The following is a 21,094-nucleotide window of genomic DNA, read 5'->3' on the forward strand; positions in this document are numbered from 1 at the left end:
TCACGGACAAGTCTGCTATCGACTCGTCTCCCCACCGTCGTGCCAGGAGGATCTTTGCTTTCCGCCTTCGTCTCGGCCCTCAGGACCCCGGACCTGAGGCGGAAGATCCTCATCGCGCTCGGTCTCGTTGCGCTCTATCGCATCGGCGCGGTGATTCCGTCGCCGGGCGTCGACTACGGCAACGTCCGAGCCTGCGTCGATCAGTTGTCGGGCGGCGATTCCGCGGGTATCTACTCGCTGATCAACCTGTTCTCCGGCGGCGCGCTGCTCCAGCTGTCCATTTTCGCGATCGGCATCATGCCGTACATCACGGCCAGCATCATCGTCCAGCTGTTGACGGTCGTCATCCCGAAGTTCGAGGAACTCCGGAAGGAAGGCCAGTCCGGCCAGGCGAAGATGACGCAGTACACGCGTTATCTGTCGATCGCCCTGGCGATCCTGCAGGCCACCGGCATCGTGGCGCTCGCGTCGCGCGGCCAGCTGCTGCAGGGATGCCAGGAAGAGATCATCGCCGACAAGAGCATCTTCGGCCTCGTGATCATCGTGCTGGTCATGACCGCAGGCGCTGCGCTCGTCATGTGGTTCGGTGAGGTCATCACCGAGCGCGGTGTCGGTAACGGCATGTCGCTGCTGATCTTCTCGGGTATCGCGTCCCGCCTGCCGTCCGAGGGCAAGGCCATCCTGGACAGCCGCGGGGGACTGATCTTCGCGATCATCTGCGTCGCGGCGCTCGCCATCATCGCCGGCGTCGTCTTCGTCGAGCAGGGCCAGCGGCGCATCCCGGTCCAGTACGCCAAGCGCATGGTCGGCCGCAAGATGTACGGCGGCTCGTCGACGTACCTGCCCCTCAAGGTCAACCAGGCCGGCATCATCCCCGTCATCTTCGCGTCGTCGCTGCTGTATCTGCCGAACCTCATCGCGCAGCTCACCGGCGCCACGTCGTCCGCCGATCCCAGCTGGTGGCAGCGGATCATCAACGAGTACCTGGTGAATCCGAACAACCCGGTGTACATCGTCATCTACTTCGCGCTGATCGTGTTCTTCGTGTTCTTCTACGTCGCGATCACGTTCAATCCGGAAGAGCGCGCTGACGAGATGAAGAAGTTCGGCGGCTTCATTCCCGGTATCCGCCCGGGTCGCCCCACCGCGGACTACCTGAATTACGTGCTCAACCGCATCACCGTTCCCGGCTCGATCTACCTCGGCCTGATCGCGGTGCTGCCCCACTTCTTCCTGTCCGGAAGCCAGACCTCCAGCAGCATCTTCGGTGGTGCGGCCGTGCTGATTCTCGTCAGCGTCGCCCTGGACACGGTCAAGCAGATCGAAAGTCAATTGATGCAACGTAACTACGAAGGGTTTCTCAAGTGAGACTTGTCCTCCTTGGTCCTCCCGGTGCAGGCAAGGGCACCCAGGCCGCGATTCTGTCCGAGAAGCTCGGCGTCCCCCACATCTCCACGGGCGACCTGTTCCGCGCAAACATCGGCCAGGCCACCCCCCTCGGCCTCGAGGCGAAGAAGTACCTGGACGCCGGGGACCTGGTTCCCAGCGAGATCACCAACAACATGGTGAAGGCCCGCGTCGGCGAGCCGGATGCGGCCAACGGATTCCTCCTGGACGGCTTCCCCCGGACCGTCGACCAGGCTCAGGCGCTCGAGGCGATCCTCGCCGAGCTGAACACCAAGCTCGACGCAGTGCTGTCCTTCATCGTCGACGAGGACGTCGTGGTCGAGCGGATGCTGGCCCGTGGCCGCGCCGACGACAAGGAAGACGTCATCCGCAACCGGCTCCGGGTGTACCGCGAGGAGACCGCGCCGCTGCTGGACTACTACAAGGACCAGCTGGTAACCGTCGACGCCCTGGGCGAGGTCGACGAGGTCAACGCGCGCGCACTGGCAGCGTTGGGTAAGTAATGGGCTTCGGGCGCAAGCGCAAGGTCGTTCCGTTCCGGACCGCAGGCGAGCTGGACGCGATGGCGGCCGCCGGTGCCATCGTCGGTGCGGCTCTGGTGGCGGTCCGTGATGCGGCGAAGCCGGGTGTGAGCACGCTCGAACTCGACGAGGTGGCCGAATCGGTCATCCGCGACGCCGGCGCCGTGCCGTCGTTCAAGGGCTACCACGGGTTCAGCGGATCGATCTGTTCGTCCGTCAACGATCGTGTGGTGCACGGGATTCCCTCGGCGGAAGACATTCTCGCCGAGGGAGACCTCGTCTCCATCGACTGCGGCGCCATTCTCGACGGCTGGCACGGCGACTCTGCGTGGACCTTCGGTGTCGGAGACATCATCGAAGCGGACCAGCAGCTCAGCGAGGCCACTCGGCTGTCCATGGAGGCGGGGATCGCGGCGATGCTTCCCGGCAACCGCCTCACCGACATCTCCCACGCCATCGAGCTCGGCACCCGCGCCGCCGAGGTCGCGCACGACCGCAAGTACGGCATCGTCGACGGCTACGGCGGTCACGGAATCGGCAGGGAAATGCACATGGAGCCGTTCCTCGCCAACGAGGGCGCTCCGGGCAAGGGGCCGCAACTGGTGGTCGGTTCCGTTCTGGCGATCGAACCGATGCTGACCCTCGGCACCACCGATACCGTTGTCCTCGAGGATGATTGGACCGTCGTGACCTCCGACGGCACCCGTGCCGCGCACTGGGAGCACACGGTCGCGGTCACCGAGGACGGGCCGCGCATCCTGACCCTGCGTCCGGAGTAGCGACCGCCTGCGGGTGCGGGCCTACACGTCGATCAGCAGCGTCACCGGGCCGTCGTTGACGAGGCTGATCTCCATGTGTTCGCCGAACACGCCGGTCTCGACGGTCGCCCCCAGCTCGCGAAGGGCGCCGGTGAACTCGTCCACGAGTGGCTCCGCCACCGGCCTCGGCGCCGCGGCGGACCAGGACGGGCGCCGCCCCCGGCGGGTGTCCGCCATGAGCGTGAACTGACTGGCGACGAGTACCGGGGCGTCGAGGTCGGCCGCGGACTGTTCGTTCTCCAGGATGCGCATGGTCCACACCTTCTTCGCGAGCAGAGCGGCCTTCGCCTCGTCGTCCGTATGGGTGACGCCGACCAGGACGAGCAGCCCGTGGCCGCCGGCCGGGGGAGTGATCCGTCCGACCTCGTCGCCGTCGACGCGGACCGACGCGGACGTCACTCGCTGTACCAGGGCGCGCACGCACACCATCCTTCGCATCGTTGCCGGTGGGTCTCGGAAGTCGAATTCTCGCCCGGCGGGCGGGTCCGTCAGGGACCGCATTTGGCCTGGTGAGCAATTTCCCGTAACATGGATCAACGGTGCGCTATGCGTGCCGGTTGTCTGCGTGCCCAGTGCCGGATTCGATCCGGATTGTTCATGTTTCGGCCGGTGAAGATCCCATTGGGCGCCACGGTAACGGAAACAGATGCAATAAGCACGCCAAACCACATGGATCGCGGAGGATATGGCTAAGAAAGACGGGGCCATCGAGGTCGAGGGACGAGTAGTCGAGCCGCTGCCCAATGCGATGTTCCGCATTGAGCTCGAGAACGGCCACAAGGTTCTCGCCCACATCAGCGGAAAGATGCGTCAGCACTACATTCGCATCCTCCCGGAAGATCGCGTTGTCGTAGAGCTCTCGCCCTACGACTTGTCGCGCGGACGCATCGTTTACCGGTACAAGTAAAAGCTTCCCCGCCCGACCAGGTCGGGGAGAAGTACGTCCGCTGCGGATCTGCGTAGTGGGCTGCCACAAAACAGGAGATCAGAAGACGTGAAGGTTCAGCCGAGCGTCAAGAAGATCTGCGAAAAGTGCAAGGTGATCCGTCGTAACGGCCGGGTCATGGTGATCTGCGAGAACCTGCGCCACAAGCAGCGTCAGGGTTAGATCTCCGCTTTTCGAGGATCTGCTTGGCAACAAGCAAAGATGACCTCCCAGCACCAGCCAGTACTCACGGCTCTCGAGCAGGCACTGGTTCACCCCCGGCACGGAGGCCGGGGCCCCACTGAGTTAGTTGAAGCATTGTCGGTCGCGAGACCGCCGACGTTTGAAGAGGCACAGGGGATGGACTGGGAGCAGACCTCCGCACACCGATAGGAAATGCCGACATGGCACGTCTCGCAGGTGTCGATCTTCCCCGTGAAAAGCGGATGGAGATCGCACTTACTTACATCTACGGCATCGGCCGTACCCGCTCCAAGGAGATCCTGGACGCCACCGGCGTCAGCCCGGATCTGCGGAGCAAGGATCTCTCGGACGAGGATCTGGCCAAGCTCCGCGAGTACATCGAGGAGTCGCTGAAGGTCGAGGGTGACCTTCGCCGCGAGGTCCAGGCCGACATCCGACGCAAGATCGAGATCGGCTGCTACCAGGGCCTGCGCCACCGTCGTGGTCTGCCCGTGCGTGGTCAGCGCACCAAGACCAACGCCCGCACCCGTAAGGGTCCGAAGCGCACCATTGCAGGCAAGAAGAAGGCGAAGTAATGCCCCCCAAGTCACGTAGCACCGGTCCGAAGAAGACCCAGAAGGCGCGTCGCAGGGACAAGAAGAACGTCCCGCACGGCGCCGCTCACATCAAGAGCACGTTCAACAACACCATCGTGTCCATCACGGACCCCGCCGGAAACGTGATTTCCTGGGCGTCCTCGGGACACGTCGGCTTCAAGGGTTCGCGTAAGTCGACCCCGTTCGCCGCCCAGCTGGCCGCCGAGAACGCAGCCCGCAAGGCGCAGGAGCACGGTGTCAAGAAGGTCGACGTCTTCGTCAAGGGCCCCGGCTCCGGCCGTGAGACCGCGATCCGCTCGCTTCAGGCCGCAGGCCTCGAGGTCGGCACCATCTCCGATGTCACCCCCCAGCCGCACAACGGCTGCCGTCCGCCCAAGCGGCGTCGGGTCTAGCGGGAAGGATAGGTAGAAGAAAATGGCACGTTATACCGGACCCATCACCCGCAAGTCGCGTCGTCTGCGCGTCGACCTCGTTGGAGGCGACCAGGCGTTCGAGCGTCGTCCCTACCCGCCGGGCCAGCACGGCCGCGCGCGGATCAAGGAGAGCGAGTACCTGCTCCAGCTGCAGGAGAAGCAGAAGGCTCGCTTCACCTACGGCGTCATGGAGAAGCAGTTCCGCCTGTACTACAAGGAGGCGAACAACCGCCCCGGTAAGACCGGTGAGAACCTGCTCCGCATCCTGGAGTCGCGTCTCGACAACGTCGTGTACCGCGCCGGACTGGCTCGCACCCGCCGCCAGGCCCGTCAGCTGGTCACCCACGGCCACCTCCTTGTGAACAACAAGAAGGTCGACATCCCCAGCTACCGCGTCTCCCAGTACGACATCATCGATGTCAAGGACAAGTCGCTGTCCACGCTTCCCTTCCAGGTTGCGCGCGAAACCCAGGGCGATCGCCCGATCCCGGGTTGGCTGCAGGTTGTCGGTGGACGTCTCCGGGTTCTGGTTCACCAGCTTCCCGAGCGTGCGCAGATCGACGTTCCTCTGCAGGAACAGCTCATCGTCGAGTACTACTCGAAGTAGGCCTGACGGCTCGTGCGCCTTTCCGGTAGTTCCGACTACCGGAAAGGCGCACGGGCACGAAGTGCCTTTCCCATCGTGGGCGTCAAATAGCGGACGCCCGTACAGGAGGAACTCCAATGCTCATTTCTCAGCGACCCACGCTGACCGAAGAGGTCATCGCTGACAACCGCTCGAAGTTCGTCATCGAGCCCCTCGAGCCAGGCTTCGGGTACACCCTCGGCAACTCGCTCCGCCGCACGCTGCTCTCGTCGATTCCCGGCGCTGCTGTCACCAGCATCCGCATCGACGGCGTTCTGCACGAGTTCACCACAGTTCCCGGTGTGAAGGAAGACGTCACCGACGTCATCCTGAACCTCAAGGGCCTCGTCGTGAGCTCCGAAGAGGACGAGCCGGTCACCATGTACGTCCGCAAGCAGGGCCCCGGCGCTGTGACTGCAGGCGACATCGTGCCCCCGGCCGGCGTCACCGTGAACAACCCGGATCTGCACATCGCCACCCTGAACGACAAGGGAAAGCTGGAGATCGAGCTCGTCGTCGAGCGCGGTCGCGGCTACGTCCCCGCCGTCCAGAACAAGGCGTCCGGCGCCGAGATCGGCCGTATCCCGGTCGACTCGATCTACTCGCCGGTGCTCAAGGTCACCTACAAGGTGGAGGCCACCCGCGTCGAGCAGCGCACCGACTTCGATCGGCTCGTGCTCGATGTGGAAACCAAGAACTCCATCACCGCTCGGGACGCGCTCGCTTCGGCGGGCAAGACCCTGGTTGAGCTCTTCGGCCTGGCCCGTGAGCTGAACGTCGAAGCAGAAGGCATCGAGATCGGACCCTCGCCCGCCGAGGCCGATCACATTGCTTCGTTCGGACTGCCCATCGAGGACCTGGACCTGACGGTCCGTTCCTACAACTGCCTCAAGCGCGAAGGTGTTCACACCGTCGGTGAGCTTGTCGGCCGTACCGAGTCCGATCTGCTCGACATCCGCAACTTCGGACAGAAGTCCATCGACGAGGTGAAGGTCAAGCTGCATTCGCTCGGCCTGGCCCTCAAGGACAGCCCCGCGTCCTTCGATCCCACCACCGTTGCCGGCTACGACGCCGCCACCGGGACGTGGAGCGACACGGACGCCGGTTCCTTCGGTGATGCCGAGGGCACCGAGGACTACGCCGAGACCGAACAGCTGTAGCTCACGGTCCTTTACTAGGAGATCATCATGCCCAAGCCCAAGAAGGGTGCCCGCTTCGGCGGGTCGGCTTCGCACCAGAAGGCGATCTTCGCCAATCTGGCTACCGCGCTCTTCGAGCACGGCCGCATCACCACCACGGAGTCCAAGGCCAAGGCCCTGCGCCCGTACGCCGAGAAGCTCGTCACGCACGCCAAGGCCGGAACCCTGGCTCACCGTCGCGAGGTTCTGAAGGTCATCCGCAACAAGGATGTCGTGCACACCCTGTTCGCGGAGATCGGCCCGTTCTACGCCGATCGTGACGGCGGCTACACCCGCATCATCAAGACGGTCCCCCGCAAGGGCGACAACGCGCCGATGGCGATCATCGAGCTCGTCAAGGAGAAGACCGTCACCTCCGAGGCCGACCGCGCTCGTCGCGTGAAGGCATCGAAGGATGCGCCGGCTGCTGCTCCCGCCGAGGAGAACGTCGTCGAGGCCGTCGAGGCCGTCGAGGCCGAGGCGACCGACGCCGAGGTCGAGAACGCTGACGCCGTCGTCGAGGCCATCGAGGACGAGACCGCCACCGCGGCCGACGCCCCCGAGGCCGAAGAGGCCAAGAAGGACTAGTCCACTTGGTTTCGGCACACGCTGAATCGAACGAGCCCGTCGTCCCCCCGAGGGACGGCGGGCCCGTTTCGTATGGGACCCGTCGCCTGCGCCTGGACATCGCGTACGACGGAACGGATTTCTCCGGGTGGGCCCGCCAGAACGGGCTGCGCACGGTGTGCGGGGAGATCGAGGAGAAGCTCGGCGCCGTACTGCGCACACCGTTGCAACTCACGGTGGCGGGGCGCACCGACGCCGGAGTCCACGCCACAGGGCAAGTGGCGCACGTCGACGTTCCGGTCGACGCCCTTCCGGACGACCCGTCCCGGCTCGTCCGCAGGCTCGCGCGGTTCCTGCCGAAGGACGTGCGGATCAAGCAGATCTCCTTCGCGCCGGAACACTTCGATGCACGGTTCTCCGCGATGCGCAGGCACTACGAGTACCGCCTGACGTCGGCAGCCTACGGCGCCGATCCACTCCGAGCCCGGGACACCGTGTCGTATCCGAAGGTCCTGGACCTCGAACTCATGCGCTCGGCATCCGCGACGCTGCTGGGGTTGCACGACTTCGCGGCGTTCTGCAAACGCCGCGAAGGCGCCACGACCGTCCGCGATCTCCAACGTTTCGACTGGGAGCGCGACGGCGACGTGTTCACGGCCTTCGTCAGCGCCGACGCCTTCTGCTGGTCGATGGTGCGCAGTCTCGTGGGTGCGGTTCTCGCCGTGGGGGAGGGACGTCGCGACCTCGGCTGGGTCGAAGGACTCCTCCGCGAGAAGTCGCGGTCGAGTTCGATCCTGGTGGCCCCGGCGCACGGACTGTCCCTGGTGCGCGTCGATTACCCGGACGACGCGGATCTGGCGGCACGCAACGAGATCACCCGGGACGTTCGGACCGTGCCGGGCGGCTGCTGCGGCGACTGACCGGAACCCGCGGCGTCGATCACCGCCGCGGTTGCGGAGGCACCAGCACCTACGATGGCTCCGGAAGAGAAGGAGCCTGTTCATGACCGCAGTCGCACCCGTCCGGATCGAGATCATCATCGGATCCGTCAGAGTGGGCCGGATCGCTCCCGTCGTCGCCGGCTGGTTCGCCGAACGCGCTCGCGCCTACCCGGGGCTGGACGTGGGCATCATCGATCTCGCCGACACACCGTTGCCGCAGGATCTCGGCGCATCCCCGGTGACGGACGAATTCCGGGAGCGAGTGGGCCGAGCCGACGGGTTCGTGGCGGTCACCTCCGAGTACAACCACGGCTACCCTGCGGCGCTGAAGACCGCGTTCGACAGCGTCAAACACGAATGGCGCTCGAAGCCCATCGGTTTCGTGTCGTACGGCGGGTTGGCCGGCGGGCTCCGGGCAACCGAACAGCTCCGCCAGGTCGTGGCCGAACTGCACATGGTGTCGGTGCGGCAGAGCGTGAGCTTCCACCGGGTGCGCAAGCGATTCGACGACCAGGGACAGACGACCGACGGCGCCGCCATCGACTCGGCGGACCGCATGCTGGCGCAACTCGTGTGGTGGGCCGACGCGGTCCGAATTCAGCGGGGGAGCACCCCGTACCCCGGCTAGTACTGGTGGACCGGCGGGTATTCGTCCACGGCACGCGGCCGGCCGATGAACGCCGTCTCGGAGGAGATCGTGACCAGCATCAGTTCGATGCTCGTCCCGCCGGTCGACAGAAGAATGCGGTCGCCCAGCGCATTCGGCTGGACAATCGACAGGTCCGGTTCGGCACCGGGCCACTGGCTCGGTTCTCCGTAGAGGTAGATCGCGGTGACCCCGGCGCGCTGCGGCAGCGCGTCGACGCCGTCGAACACGACGGTGTTGAACCTGTTGTCGGACTGCGGATTGTGGCCCGCGATGCGCAACCGGTCGGGTGTGGCGATGGAGTCGATCAACGAAGACCACGCGTCGGGCCGATCGGTGTGGACGAGCACCCGGGCGCCGGTCGCGACGGCGCGGAACACCAGTTGCTGGGCAAGGTACAGCTCGCCCGCCACGTAGACCATGCCGACGCCGGGACCTGCGATGCGGGCGGTGATTCCGTGGCCGTAGTCGTCGGAGCCGATGAGCTGGCCGCACCCCGCCGGAGGCAAATGCAGCGCACGCAGGTCCTCGACGGACATATCGGTCAGCGGCATCACCTCGTCGAGGTCCGCCATCGCGACGGGGAGATTGGAGAGCAGCCCGTCCCGGTGCCTGCCCTGCATCGAGACGAGCCCGGGAATCGTGAGGGGCTCGGGCATCGTCCGGGTGGTCACCCGGCAGGCCGCACCGACCTTCACCTGCCCGTCGTGTCCGCTGGGACGCAGCCGGATCGTCACGGTCGTGCCGAGGCTCGACGGAACCCAGAGCTTCGCGAGCAGATCTCGTGTCAGGTATCGCGGGTCGACGCCGTAGCCGGTGTTGCACACTCCGGGCAGCGGTGCATGCTTCCACGTCTGCGTGAAGGTCTTCGGGTCGACGCCCCGACTGATCTGCAGCTCGGCGGATTCGATCTCCGGGGCGGTGAGAATGCGCGCGCGGCAGCCGGAATCGGCGAGTGCACGCACGACACGGCTTGCCGCGATCGTGATCGCGCGCGACGCGCCTTCCTCGCCGCCGCCACGCCGCGCCACGGCAGCGACATCGTCGGTGGCGTCGAATCGCAGGGCGAGCCACACCATCCGGGTGGCCGTCGCCGGGAGCGGGCCGACCAGCCTGTCGTACACATCGGTTGCGGGGGAGCCTGCCGCGGCGCGATAACCGTGGCTGACGATGTCGATTCCGGTCAGCGAGATGTCGTGCTGCACGAGACACGCGGCGAGCGCGTCTGTGGGGAGTTCGTGCGTCGTCTGGAAGCCGTCCCGGGTGATCTGTGTGAGGCTCCCCGCGGGAGGAAGGACCTCGACGACTGCCACCACGCTGCCACCGTCCCAGCGAAGCCCGACGGACTGACCTGTCGGTGACTGGAAGCTGACGGTGCGGGACTGCGTCCGACCGGGTTTGGTGCAGTATCTCCAGCACGTCCGGGCCCAGTCCAGGCTCGACCAGCCGCCCACGCGGACGAGCGCGGCGAGAACGAGGACGACGGCTACGGCGACGGCGCCCCACCACACCAGCCCGCACAGCGAGGCCACGACCCCGCCGGCCACCCCCACCAGTTGCGCAATGATCACCTCGGTCGCCGAAACCCGAAGAGACGACGGCCGACGTGTGACGCGCGAACGGTCCATGGTTCCTCCCCCGAATACCTGAACCCAGCAGACCCGTACCCGTCCGCCGTGAAGATTGTCGAAGGAACTGTACTGTGTCCCCCCGAGCGCTGTGCAGCACGGGGGAGGAAGAATGGCTGTAACACCCACCACGCGGTGGCAGGTCAACGGGTATCGCTTTCTGGTCAGACGGATGGAGCACGCCCTGGTGCGTCGAGACGTCCGAATGTTGCACGACCCCATGCGGTCGCAGTCGCGTGCACTCGCGGTGGGGGTCGTGATCGCGTCGCTCGGACTCGCCGCGTGCGGCGCGCTGGCACTGTTTCGTCCGCAGGACAAGATCGGCGACGCGTCGATCGTCGTCGGCAAGGATTCGGGCGCGATGTTCGTCGTCATGGGCGACACCCTCCGTCCCGTGCTGAATCTCGCGTCCGCCCGGCTCATCGTCGGAAAGCCCGAGAATCCCGTGATCGTCAAGGAATCCGAACTCGACACCCGCCCCCGCGGTGCCCTCGTCGGGATCCCCGGCGCGCCGTCTGCGCTCCCGGCGGGAGACCCCGCGGCGAAGACACCGTGGACGGTGTGCGACTCGATCGAGGCCGACGGACATCGTTCCGTCACAACATCGGTCATCGTCGGCGAGACGGAGAGCACCGAGGGCGGCGGGGCTCTCACGGGAGATCAGGCACTCCTCGCGTCGACCTCCGATGCGTCGTACCTGATCTACGAAGGCAAGCGGGCCAGGATCGATCTGGACGATCCGGCGGTCACCCGGGCGCTGGGTCTCGAAGGCGCTCGGCCACGCCCGGTGAGCAAGGGCTTCGTCAACGCCGTCCCCGAGGTGCCGCCACTCGCGGCGCCCGTCATCCCGGGGGCAGGGAGCAGCCCGCGGTATCCGTTGCAGGACAAGGTCGTGGGATCCGTCTTCCAGGTGCTGATCGGCTCCGAGACCACGCACTACGTGGTACTCCGCGACGGAATCCAGAAGATCAGCTCGGCCGTCGCGAACCTGATCTTCCTGTCGGACTCGCACGGCGACACCGAGATGTCGAGCATCACTCCCGACGCCACCAAGCGAATCCCCTCCGTGGAACAGATTGCGGTGGACAGCTTCCCGGAGTCGGCGCCGGTGATCGTGGATGCCACCGACAGTCCCGTGAGCTGCCTGTCCTGGCAGCCCCTCCGTGCACCGGACGAGTCGGGCTCGAGCGGTCCGGCGGCCGAGCTGTCCCTGGTAGCGGGACGCGCGCTCCCGATTCCCGGCGACGCCCGTGCGGTCGAGCTGGCCCAGGCGGACGACACGGGCGACAACGCGGATTCGGTCTACGTGCAGCCGGGAGCGAGCGGGTTCGTCCAGTCCACCGGCATCGAGGCCACCAGCACGCGACGCGACAGCACCTTCTTCGTCGCGGACACGGGAGTCCGGTTCGGTATCCCGGATGGCGACTCCGCCAAGGCATTGGGCGTCGACGGCACCCAGCCCCTCGCGCCGTGGCAGATTCTCGGCCTCCTGGCGCAGGGCCCGGCGCTCGGGAAGTCGTCGGCGCTCGTCGCGCACGACGGAATCGCCCCGGACGCGGAGCCGGCCGCTGTCGCGTCAGGGTCTAACTAGACAGGATCAGCGCCGAGCGGTCGCCGACTGGAAGCGGCGGCGGAGTGGGAACGACGCCAGGACGCCGAGTACGAGCAGCGCGCCCAGCGTCGCAGTTGCCGCGACAGCGACGTCGCGCGCCCGATGATCCGGGGGAGCAGCGGCCGGGAGCGCCTCGATCGCGACGGAATTCGACTGATCGACGGCGACGACACCGTCGAACGGAACATCGGCGGTAACGGCGGCCAGAGGATCGATGATCCCGTGCCCGACCGACGGATTCCGCCCCTCGGCCGGCGCATGCGCCGTGGCCTCGATCCGGGCCATGACCTGTTGTGCGGACAGTTGCGGGAATCTGGAACGGACCAGTGCGACGGTCGCCGAGACGTACGGGGCGGCGAAACTCGTGCCGCTTACCGGCCGGGCATTGCCCTGCGCGCTGTACACCGTGTTCGTCAGATCGCCTGTGGTCGGATGCAGCGAGATCAGACCGGATCCCGGAGCTGCGACGTCGACCCACGGACCGGCCAGGCTGAAGTCACTCGGTGACCCGTTTGCTTCGACGGAGCCGACGGTCAGCACGTAGTCGTCGTACCAGGCGGGACTGGCGATCGTGCTGACGGAGTCCCATGGATCGGCTCCGGGCCGGAGGGGATCGACTGCCGGGTTCTGAATCTTGCATTCCTCGGGACCGAAGTTGCCTGCCGCCGCGACGACCACGGCGTTCTGCACCGTGACCGCGTACTTCACGGCCGCCCCCAGATACCGGTCGCCATCGCCGATTCCCTCGGCGGCCGTCTTGCACGCGACCTCGGAGATGTTGATGACGGTGGCGCCCATGTCGGCCGCCCGCCGGATCGCCGTCGCCATCGTCGCAACGTCTCCGTATCCACCGACCGAGTTGCCCGCGTTGTCGAGCCGATCGGCCCGGCCGACGGGGCTGTAGGCACTACTCGACTGCCGGATGGACAGGATCCGGGAATCCGGTGCGCCACCGGAGAAACCGGAACCGGGAACCTGCGCGGCGCCGATCAGCCCGGCGACGAGCGTGCCGTGCGCGTCGCAGTCGACCGTGCCGGTCTCCGTCCCCACGAGGTCGCCGCCGTCCATGAGGCCGGGGAGACGCGGATGCGGGGAGACGCCGGTGTCGATCACCGCGACGATCTGACCGGCACCCCTCGTGATCGGCCAGACCGACTGAAAGCCGAGATCGCGCTGGGCAATCGGAACATCGGGGCCGTCCGGCACGCGCACAGCATCCTTGCACGGCTGGCGTTTCTCGGACTTCTGTCGGTCGTTCGGTGGAACCAGTCCGGCCTCCGCGGGCGCGGGCACCACAGCAGAGGCCCCGCCCTGACCCACGGCGGCGGTGACCGCGACAACCGCGGTGGCCAGGACGACGTGGGTGAGCCGGCGCCTCACAGTCCACGCATCAGCGAGTAGAGGCCGGTCACCCAGCACACCAGCGGAACGATCGACGCGATCACCGCCAGATCGATCAGCTCGGCCACCCGTCGCATCACGGGCGAGAACGTCCGGCGCGGGGCGAGGATCCCCAGCACGAGCCCACCGACGGCGAACAGGATCGCGACGGCGAACGAGGCGATCGCGAAGTCGGGCACGGCCACGGCTGCGGCGGTGAGCAGCAGAACCAGTATCGTCACCCCGCCCGCGATCAGCGGTACCGCCTGCTCGGCGCTGCTGTACGTGCGTCCCCGGAACATCAGCACGGCGGCGGTGGCGACGGCGAGAGAGAGCCCGGGCCAGAAGATTCCACCGTCCACGCCGGGGTGCGCTGCGATGAGGGCACCGGCCACGGCGAGTGATGTCATCGCGCCGACCAGACCGGTGAGGTACTTGCGGGCGCGTGCCGCACGCTGTGCCAGAGAGTCGAACGACGGCATCGTCACCTCGTCGTCCGGGTCGTCCTCGGACGGATCGACCGAGGTGCCCGGCGCCGGGACGGGGGGCAGTGGAAGTTTCGCCAGCAGTATCGCCACCCGGGCCGAGAAGGCGAGTCCGATCAGCGCCGCCGCCACGACGCCTGCGCCGACAGCGGAAACCGGATTGCCGAACAGAGTCGCCACGAGGGCGGCGAGCGAACCGAACAGGGACGTCACCGACAGGGCCGTGAACAGCCGTAATCCGACACCGCCCAGCCGCAGCGCAAGAACGGCGGTGGTGCCCGCCAGCACGAGTCCCAGGAGCAGGTGCGGAGCGCCGAGATCGCCGGGCACGAACAGTATCCCCGCGGCGAACGAGAGGGGAACGGCGCATCCGCTGAGGACGACGGAGCTTGCCGCGTCGCCGTAGATGCGACCCGTGACCGCGCCGGCGATCAGGAACAGTAAGGCGGTCGCGAGTGCGCACCCCGCCCCCAGGAATCCTTCGGTCCCCGCCCCGGACCACAGCAGCGCGAACGAACCGGCGACGGTGCCGAGCACCGCGGCGACGGAGCCCACGACCCGTGCGGAGCCCCGGGTCCACTCACGGTCGACCTCGGCGTCGGCGATCGCCACGTTGTACATGATGTCGTCGAACAGCGGCGGCGGTGCGCTGGCGTGCACGCTCTGCAGTACGAGGAGGTCGCCGTCGCGGATTCCGTGCTCGTGCAACGTCAACGTGGTCGACAGCGGCGAGTGCCCGATCTTCGCGAGAACCCACTCGCTGGGTTCGTACTGCTCGAGCGAGTCGTCGAAGTCGTTGGTACTGCGATGGGTGCGGATGGTGTCGACGATGCCCGGAATCAGGATGGCCAGCGGAACACCGAACGGCACGGCCATGTCGACCTGCGAATGCGTCGACAGGACGGTGATCCGGCAGAGATCTGCTGCGGCACCGGGACGGGTGGACGAGGCGGAGCCCCGCGAATCGCCATGGGTGATGGACATGTGCAATTTCCCCCCAACTCTGCGACGCACAACCCCATCTGCGCCGATACGACACGGATCGACGACCGGTTACAGATCGTCATCCGATTTGATCACCGGTGACTTTACGACACCGCGGGCGCCGCCTCCAGCGTCCGGCAGGCCGCGGACCTCCTATATGCCCGATCGCCCTTCATGGGTTAGTGTCTGACTTCGCGGATCGAGCCCAGGGGGGCGACCCGGAGTTCCGGGATCGGATCGGCTGCACGGTGTTTTCGGGGCGGTTGTAGTCATGGGGGGCGAGTAGTGAGCACTATTCGGTTCGTGCGCAAGGCGCGACGGGAAGTACCGCGCATTCCGGGCGGCGAAGTGAGCCTGCAGGCTCCGCCCGAGATTCCACGCCTGGTGCCGGGAAACCTTCTGACCAAACTCCTTCCCGTGGTCATGGTCGTCGCCATGGTCGGGATGATGGCCCTGATGTTCTCGTCGGGTATGGCCCGCAATCCGATGTCGATGCTCTTTCCCGTCATGATGATGGTGTCGATGCTCGGCATGCTCGCCGGTGGCGGCCGTGGCGGCCCGAAAGCGGCGGAGGCCAACGAAGACCGCAAGGACTACCTGCGCTACCTCGATCAGCTGCGCCGCGACGTCGACGAGACCGCAGAGCAGCAGCGGAAGGCGCTCGACTGGAGCCACCCCGAGCCCGGTCTGCTGTGGACCATCGCAGGAACCGCGCGCATGTGGGAGCGCCGCATCACCGACCCCGACTACTGCCACGTGCGTGTCGGCCGGGGAAGCCAGCGCCTCGCAACCCGCCTGATCGCACCGGAGACCGGACCGGTGGAGGATCTGGAACCGGTTGCCGCGGTGTCGCTTCGTCGCTTCGTCCGCGCGCACTCCGTAGTTCAGGATCTACCCACCGCGGTGTCGCTGCGTGGCTTCGCGGCCATCTCCGTGGAAGGGGAACGCGGTACGGCACGGTCCCTGGTGCGGTCGATGCTCGTGCAGTTGTGTGCATTCCACGGCCCGGACAATCTCCTGGTCGCCGTCGTGTGCGGCCCCGACACCGAGCACGAGTGGGACTGGGCCAAGTGGCTGCCGCACGCGCAGCATCCGGATTCGTCCGACGGCGTCGGTTCGTCCCGCATGATCTACGGCTCGATCCTCGAACTCGAATCTTCGCTCGGTCCCCAGCTGTCGATGCGAAACCGATTCTCGCGCAATGCTCCCGCCGCCCCCGGTGTTCCCCAGTTCGTCATCGTCGTCGACGGTGGAATCCTCGAGGGCGAATCGGGGATGATCACCGACGGCGGGGTCGACTCGGTGTCCGTTCTCGACATCAGCGGCTTCTGCCCGCGACTGACGGCCACACGAGGACTCCAGCTGGTGGCGCAGGACGGATCCCTCGGCGCCCGCAGCGGAGCCGGCGTGGAGATGTTCGCGACAGCAGACCTCGTCAGCGCTCATCAGGCGGAAACGCTGGCCCGGCGACTCGCACCGTACCGAACGGCGTCGCAGACGGCAGTGGACGCGGGCGAGGACGACCAGCCAGTGCAGACGTGGAGCCAGATGCTGGGGATCGGCGACGTCGGCCGTCTCAACCCGGATCATGCGTGGCTGCCCCGTCAGGGGCGCGACCGGTTGCGGGTCCCGATCGGTGTCGGAGTGGACGGCCACCCGGTCGAGATCGACCTCAAGGAGTCGGCCGAGAACGGCATGGGGCCACACGGCCTGTGCATCGGCGCAACCGGATCGGGTAAGTCGGAGTTCCTGCGGACGTTGGTGCTCGGCCTGATCGCGACGCATTCGCCCGACGCGCTGAACCTCGTCCTCGTCGATTTCAAGGGCGGCGCCACCTTCCTCGGCCTCGAGGAGGCTCCGCACGTCGCCGCGGTGATCACCAACCTGGCCGAGGAACTCGCGATGGTCGACCGGATGAGGGACGCACTCGCCGGTGAGATGAACCGACGTCAGGAACTCCTGCGCTCCTCCGGGAACTTCGCGAACGTCACCGAATACGAGAAGGCGCGCCAGGCGGGCGCCGACCTGGACCCGCTGCCCGCATTGTTCATCGTCGTCGACGAATTCTCCGAACTGCTCAGTCAGCAGCCCGAGTTCGCGGACCTCTTCGTCGCGATCGGCAGGCTCGGTCGCTCGCTGCACATTCACCTGCTCCTGGCGAGTCAGAGACTCGAGGAGGGCAAACTGCGGGGGCTCGACAGCCACCTGTCGTACCGCATCGGTCTCAAGACGTTCTCGGCCAACGAGTCGCGCACGGTGCTCGGCGTTCCGGACGCCTACCACCTGCCCGCGACCCCGGGCGCCGGATACCTCAAATGCGATTCCGCGGAGATCGTCCGCTTCCAGGCCTCGTACGTGTCCGGCACCTTCGAGGGCGGCCGGGACGACAGTGTCCGACGGCCCGGTGAGGCGGCTGTCGAGCTGCGGCCCAAGATCTTCACGGCTGCACCGGTCCCCGTCGACATCGTCGAGATTCTCGACGAACCGGAGTCGCTCCACCTGGCAGAGGAGCCGACGGAGATCCGCACCACCATCGACGTCGTGGTTGCGCGGATCAGAGGTCGCGGACCCCGAGCCCACGAGGTATGGCTCCGCCCGCTCGACGCCGCGCCGAGCCTCGACCAGATGCTGCCGAGGTCGGTTCTCACCGAACCGGTTCCCGCACTGAGCTCGCTGCGTACACCGATCGGGATCATCGACAGGCCCTACGACCAGAGACGCGACCCGCTTGTCGTGGATCTGTCCGGGTCGACCGGCAACATGGCGGTGGTGGGTGGACCGCAGTCGGGCAAGTCGACGGCGATCCGCACCCTCGTCACGTCGTTGGCTGCCACCCACTCCGCGGAACAGGTGCAGTTCTACTGCCTCGACTTCGGTGGCGGCACGCTCGCCGGACTGTCGGGTCTGCCGCACGTCGGCTCGGTCGCCAACCGCCTCGACGTCGACCGGGTGCGTCGCACCATCGCGGAGATGAACACCATCGTGCGTCAGCGCGAGGAGCGTTTCCGCGAACTCGGGGTCGAGTCGATGGCCGAGTTCCGGCGACTGCGCGCCACCGATCCCGGCAGCGGCGGCGCGGCCGCCGGGGTGGCGCAGGATCCGTTCGGGGACGTCTTCCTGGTGATCGACGGTTTCGGCAGCATTCGTCAGGACTTCGAGGCTCTCGAACAGCAGATCACCAACCTTGCGTCCCAGGGGTTGTCGTACGGTGTGCACGTCGTGCTCACCGCCTCACGGTGGGGCGAGGTCCGGCCCGCGCTCAAGGACCAGCTCGGCACACGGATCGAGCTGCGCCTCGGTGATCCCTCGGATTCCGACCTCGGTCGTAAGACCGCGGCACTCGTTCCCGAAGGCCGACCCGGACGCGGCATGACCCGCGAAAGCCTGCATCTGCTCGTCGGATTGCCGAGGATCGACGGGAGCTCGGATCCGACGGACCTGGCGTCCGGTGTGGCGCACGCGGTGTCGTCCATCGCCGCCGCGACACACGGTCGGCCCGCTCCGGCAGTGCGAATGCTGCCTGCGCAGATCGCCCGCGACGACGTGCTTCGTGCGGCCGGGGGGTGGCCGTCCTACCTCGATCCGGCGCAGGCATGTCTGCAGATTCCGATCGGTCTCGACGAGGCCGAGTTGGCTCCGACATTCCTGAACTTCGCCGAGCAGCCCCACTTCCTGGTGTTCGGCGACAGCGAATGTGGAAAGACGACGCTCCTGCGGAACATCTGCGAGGGCATCATGGCGTCGAACACGAGCAAACAGGCGAAGATCATTCTCGCCGACTACCGGCGCACGATGCTCGGTGTCGTCGAGACGGAGCACCTGGCTTCGTACGCACCGTCCGAGGACGTGCTGACGACGAATATGAGGGACCTCGCGATCCTGCTGAAGGGGCGCATGCCGGGCCCCGGTTTCAATCGCCAGCAGCAGCGCGACCGGTCCTGGTGGACGGGGCCCGAAGTCTTCGTCGTCATCGACGACTACGACCTCGTCGTGACCTCGAGCGGCAACCCCGTCGCTGCGATTGTCGAGTTCCTGCCGCACGCCCGTGACATCGGGTTCCACCTGATCATCGCGCGACGCTCCGGCGGCGCGGCGCGGGCGATGTACGAGCCGGTCATCGCACGCTTGCGTGATCTGCAGTCGACGGGCCTCGTGATGAGTGGCAACCGGGAGGAGGGCAATCTCATCGGCACCGTTCGTCCGAGTGCGATGCCGCCCGGGCGCGGAACGCTGGTCAACCGTGCGGGTACCGGCCTGATCCAGCTCGCGTGGATGCCCCCGCTGTGATGTCGTCGGTCGCGATTCATCTCACTGAATCCGGCATGTGGTCCTGCGCTCAGGGCGTGACGACGGCAGCTCACGAGATGACGCCGCTGTGCTTCGTCGACGACGAGTACGTGGACGTCGACGGTGGAGTTCGCTCGGTGTCCGACGCCCTGGCAGCGGTGTTCCGGTCCGTGACAGACCGTGCGGGGAACGCGGCGCCGATCGCGACGGCCGTACTGTCCTACCCGACCGAGTGGGGTTCCGCGAGGCGGAATGTGCTGTCCGACGCGGGTGCGCGCGTCGCCGCCGCCACGGTGCTGGTTCCCGTTGCCGTGGCGGCGGCCGAGGGTGCTGCGGTGTCCGGTGGCCGATGGCTGGTGCTCGAAAGCCGGACCGTGGGTGCAACGGCTGGTTACGTGGTCGGTGAGGTCGGCGGATATCGGGTCGTCGACTGCGAGCACGATCCGTCGCTCTGCGCCGAGGAGGGGATCGACGAGTGGGCGACAGCGATCGTGGAACTCGGTGCGCGAGTCCGCGGTGATCGGCCTGTCGACGGAATACTCCTCACCGGCGTCCGAGATTCGCGGGAGCGCACATCGATGCGTGACGCCGTGATCGCCGCCGCGTCCCCGATCGCTGACGTCCGGATCGTCACCGGCGAGGAAATCGCACACGCACTCGCGTCCAGCTTGGACGCCGTTGCGGATGATCCGACGGCGATGACTGTGCCGCAGGCGAACTGGCTCGAACCGGCGCTGCAGGGATCGGAGCGCGGTGACCGACGGGGCTCGCGGCCGACGTTCTTCGCGGTGGCCGCGGTGCTGGCCGTCGGCGTCGGAGCTGTTCTCGTCTTCACCCTTCGGGAGCCCGGTGCCGGCACCGAATCCGTCCGTGCTCTGGACTCGAGTGCGGCACCGGCGCAACCGACCCCGACGCTCACCCGATCCGCGGTGCCGACCACCACCACCACCACCGCGGCGGCGCTCGAGGCGGGCAGAATTCGCGTGACACTACCGAGCGGGTGGAAGGAGCGCCCGCCCGCCGCGTCGTCTTCTTCCGGATCTCGACTGGAGTTGGTGCCTGCGGGCGGAGCCGACAGGCGGATCATCATCACGCAGAACGCGGTTCGAGAGGGTGCCGGATACGACGAGGTGGCGGCGACCCTCGCGGCGAAGATTGCGCAGCGCGGCCGTCCCGAGCTGTTCGGCGAACTGGAGCGCGACGTCGTGTTCGGCGGTCGACCCGGCATCGCGTACAGCGAGTTTCCCGACGAGAGTTCCGTGGTGCGTTGGCACGTCCTCGTCGAGCGTGACCTCCAGGTGAGCGTCGGCTGTCAGTTCCTGGCGGAGGAGTGGGAGTCGATCGAGAACGTGTGCGAAGAGGTCGTGCGGTCGCTGGTGATCGTTCGGTGACCCCGTCCTGTTCGCCGGAGAATCTTCCACCGTGGTGGAACCGATTGGGCGGTTGATGCGTCCAATCTTGTGTAGGGGTGATTTCGGGCAGTCCAGAGGGGGCCGCCGCACCGAGAACAGAAGGAGTCACAATGGCGGGAGTTGTTACCGATGTCGGCCAGATGGAGGTCGCGGCCAACCACGTGCAGACGGTGAACAGCCAGCTGCAGGGCACGATCAACAGTCTCAAGGCACGTTGCGAGGAGTCTTCTTCGGCCTGGCAGGGTGGCGCTCAGGCGGCGTTCATGGAGCTGATGGCTCGGTACGGAGATGCTGCGCGCCGTATGCAGGACTCGCTGGACGAGATTGCGGTGAAGATCCGCGAGAACGGCAAGGGATACGACGCCGCCGAGCAGGCCAACCAGGACGCGATTCATGCGGCCGGAGCCTCGGGATCGCTCGACATCTGACGCCGGCGCCGAGAACAATTACCAAGCTCGAGGGGAG

20 protein-coding genes are annotated in these 21,094 nt (G+C 66.8%); 16 read left to right on the plus strand and 4 right to left on the minus strand.

The window, feature by feature from the left end:
• The first annotated feature begins 54 nt into the window (after window positions 1–54).
• Genes secY through map form a run of 3 tightly spaced genes read left to right on the plus strand, consistent with a single transcriptional unit; the run spans window position 55 to window position 2,707 of the window.
• Window positions 55–1,368, plus strand: coding sequence for a preprotein translocase subunit SecY (gene secY / locus DTA22_RS33070; protein WP_005239668.1), 1,314 nt, complete (start codon window positions 55–57; stop codon window positions 1,366–1,368).
• A complete protein-coding gene (locus tag DTA22_RS33075; RefSeq protein ID WP_009479373.1) occupies window positions 1,365–1,910 on the plus strand; it encodes an adenylate kinase in 546 nt (181 codons plus the stop codon). The genes secY and DTA22_RS33075 overlap by 4 nt, the downstream gene beginning before the upstream one ends.
• A complete protein-coding gene (map, locus tag DTA22_RS33080) occupies window positions 1,910–2,707 on the plus strand; it encodes a type I methionyl aminopeptidase (protein WP_061041834.1) in 798 nt (265 codons plus the stop codon). The genes DTA22_RS33075 and map overlap by 1 nt, the downstream gene beginning before the upstream one ends.
• A 21-nt stretch (window positions 2,708–2,728) precedes the next feature.
• On the opposite strand, the gene dtd is transcribed toward map, so the two are convergent.
• Complete coding sequence (dtd, locus tag DTA22_RS33085) at window positions 2,729–3,166, minus strand: D-aminoacyl-tRNA deacylase (protein ID WP_037245006.1); 438 nt, start codon at window positions 3,164–3,166, stop codon at window positions 2,729–2,731.
• A 265-nt stretch (window positions 3,167–3,431) separates the two neighbouring features.
• On the opposite strand from dtd, the gene infA reads away from it, so the two are divergent.
• From infA to DTA22_RS33130, 9 genes are all read left to right on the plus strand, one after another.
• The gene (gene infA, locus DTA22_RS33090) at window positions 3,432–3,653 is read left to right on the plus strand and encodes a translation initiation factor IF-1 (protein WP_003418601.1); all 222 of its coding nucleotides are present in this window, start codon (window positions 3,432–3,434) and stop codon (window positions 3,651–3,653) included.
• 87 nt (window positions 3,654–3,740) lie between these two features.
• The gene (gene rpmJ, locus DTA22_RS33095; RefSeq protein ID WP_003938068.1) at window positions 3,741–3,854 is read left to right on the plus strand and encodes a 50S ribosomal protein L36; all 114 of its coding nucleotides are present in this window, start codon (window positions 3,741–3,743) and stop codon (window positions 3,852–3,854) included.
• Between the two features lie 221 nt (window positions 3,855–4,075).
• Entirely contained in the window at window positions 4,076–4,450 is a 375-nt protein-coding gene (gene rpsM, locus DTA22_RS33100) for a 30S ribosomal protein S13 (protein WP_005239677.1), read from the plus strand.
• Entirely contained in the window at window positions 4,450–4,863 is a 414-nt protein-coding gene (gene rpsK, locus DTA22_RS33105) for a 30S ribosomal protein S11 (RefSeq protein ID WP_005239680.1), read from the plus strand. The genes rpsM and rpsK overlap by 1 nt, the downstream gene beginning before the upstream one ends.
• Window positions 4,864–4,885: 22 nt before the next feature.
• Window positions 4,886–5,491: a 30S ribosomal protein S4 gene (rpsD, locus tag DTA22_RS33110; RefSeq protein WP_005239683.1), complete on the plus strand. Its 606-nt coding sequence runs from the start codon at window positions 4,886–4,888 to the stop codon at window positions 5,489–5,491.
• Between the two features lie 116 nt (window positions 5,492–5,607).
• Window positions 5,608–6,669, plus strand: a complete 1,062-nt coding sequence (locus tag DTA22_RS33115) for a DNA-directed RNA polymerase subunit alpha (RefSeq protein ID WP_037244707.1) — start codon at window positions 5,608–5,610, stop codon at window positions 6,667–6,669.
• Window positions 6,670–6,696: 27 nt separating this feature from the next.
• The gene (gene rplQ / locus DTA22_RS33120) at window positions 6,697–7,275 is read left to right on the plus strand and encodes a 50S ribosomal protein L17 (RefSeq protein ID WP_112302220.1); all 579 of its coding nucleotides are present in this window, start codon (window positions 6,697–6,699) and stop codon (window positions 7,273–7,275) included.
• A 5-nt stretch (window positions 7,276–7,280) separates the two neighbouring features.
• A complete protein-coding gene (gene truA / locus DTA22_RS33125) occupies window positions 7,281–8,174 on the plus strand; it encodes a tRNA pseudouridine(38-40) synthase TruA (protein ID WP_174233897.1) in 894 nt (297 codons plus the stop codon).
• 82 nt (window positions 8,175–8,256) lie between these two features.
• A complete protein-coding gene (locus tag DTA22_RS33130; RefSeq protein ID WP_037244710.1) occupies window positions 8,257–8,823 on the plus strand; it encodes an NADPH-dependent FMN reductase in 567 nt (188 codons plus the stop codon).
• Here DTA22_RS33130 and eccE read toward each other — a convergent pair.
• Window positions 8,820–10,469 (minus strand): type VII secretion protein EccE, encoded by a 1,650-nt coding sequence (gene eccE / locus DTA22_RS33135; protein ID WP_112302221.1) that lies wholly within the window; start codon window positions 10,467–10,469, stop codon window positions 8,820–8,822. The two genes, DTA22_RS33130 and eccE, sit on opposite strands and share 4 nt — an antisense overlap.
• A gap of 112 nt (window positions 10,470–10,581) precedes the next feature.
• Here eccE and eccB point away from each other — a divergent pair, with 112 nt between their 5' ends.
• Complete coding sequence (gene eccB / locus DTA22_RS33140) at window positions 10,582–12,060, plus strand: type VII secretion protein EccB (RefSeq protein ID WP_112302222.1); 1,479 nt, start codon at window positions 10,582–10,584, stop codon at window positions 12,058–12,060.
• A gap of 6 nt (window positions 12,061–12,066) precedes the next feature.
• Here eccB and mycP read toward each other — a convergent pair whose 3' ends face one another.
• Both mycP and eccD read right to left on the minus strand, forming a co-directional pair.
• Window positions 12,067–13,461, minus strand: a complete 1,395-nt coding sequence (gene mycP / locus DTA22_RS33145; protein ID WP_112302223.1) for a type VII secretion-associated serine protease mycosin — start codon at window positions 13,459–13,461, stop codon at window positions 12,067–12,069.
• Window positions 13,458–14,930 carry a type VII secretion integral membrane protein EccD gene (gene eccD / locus DTA22_RS33150; protein WP_112302224.1) on the minus strand — a complete coding sequence of 491 codons (1,473 nt, stop codon included), beginning with the start codon at window positions 14,928–14,930 and terminating at the stop codon, window positions 13,458–13,460. The genes mycP and eccD overlap by 4 nt, the downstream gene beginning before the upstream one ends.
• Before the next feature lie 285 nt (window positions 14,931–15,215).
• On the opposite strand from eccD, the gene eccCa reads away from it, so the two are divergent.
• The 3 genes from eccCa (at window position 15,216) to DTA22_RS33165 (ending at window position 21,057) form a co-directional block, all read left to right on the plus strand.
• The gene (eccCa, locus tag DTA22_RS33155; RefSeq protein WP_112302225.1) at window positions 15,216–19,217 is read left to right on the plus strand and encodes a type VII secretion protein EccCa; all 4,002 of its coding nucleotides are present in this window, start codon (window positions 15,216–15,218) and stop codon (window positions 19,215–19,217) included.
• A gap of 56 nt (window positions 19,218–19,273) precedes the next feature.
• Complete coding sequence (locus DTA22_RS33160) at window positions 19,274–20,608, plus strand: type VII secretion-associated protein (RefSeq protein WP_245973311.1); 1,335 nt, start codon at window positions 19,274–19,276, stop codon at window positions 20,606–20,608.
• 131 nt (window positions 20,609–20,739) lie between these two features.
• Window positions 20,740–21,057 carry a WXG100 family type VII secretion target gene (locus DTA22_RS33165; RefSeq protein ID WP_037244726.1) on the plus strand — a complete coding sequence of 106 codons (318 nt, stop codon included), beginning with the start codon at window positions 20,740–20,742 and terminating at the stop codon, window positions 21,055–21,057.
• The last annotated feature ends 37 nt before the right edge of the window (window positions 21,058–21,094 follow it).

The sequence above is a fragment of the Rhodococcus wratislaviensis genome, from assembly GCF_900455735.1.
GTDB classification, from domain to species: Bacteria; Actinomycetota; Actinomycetes; order Mycobacteriales; family Mycobacteriaceae; genus Rhodococcus_F; species Rhodococcus_F wratislaviensis.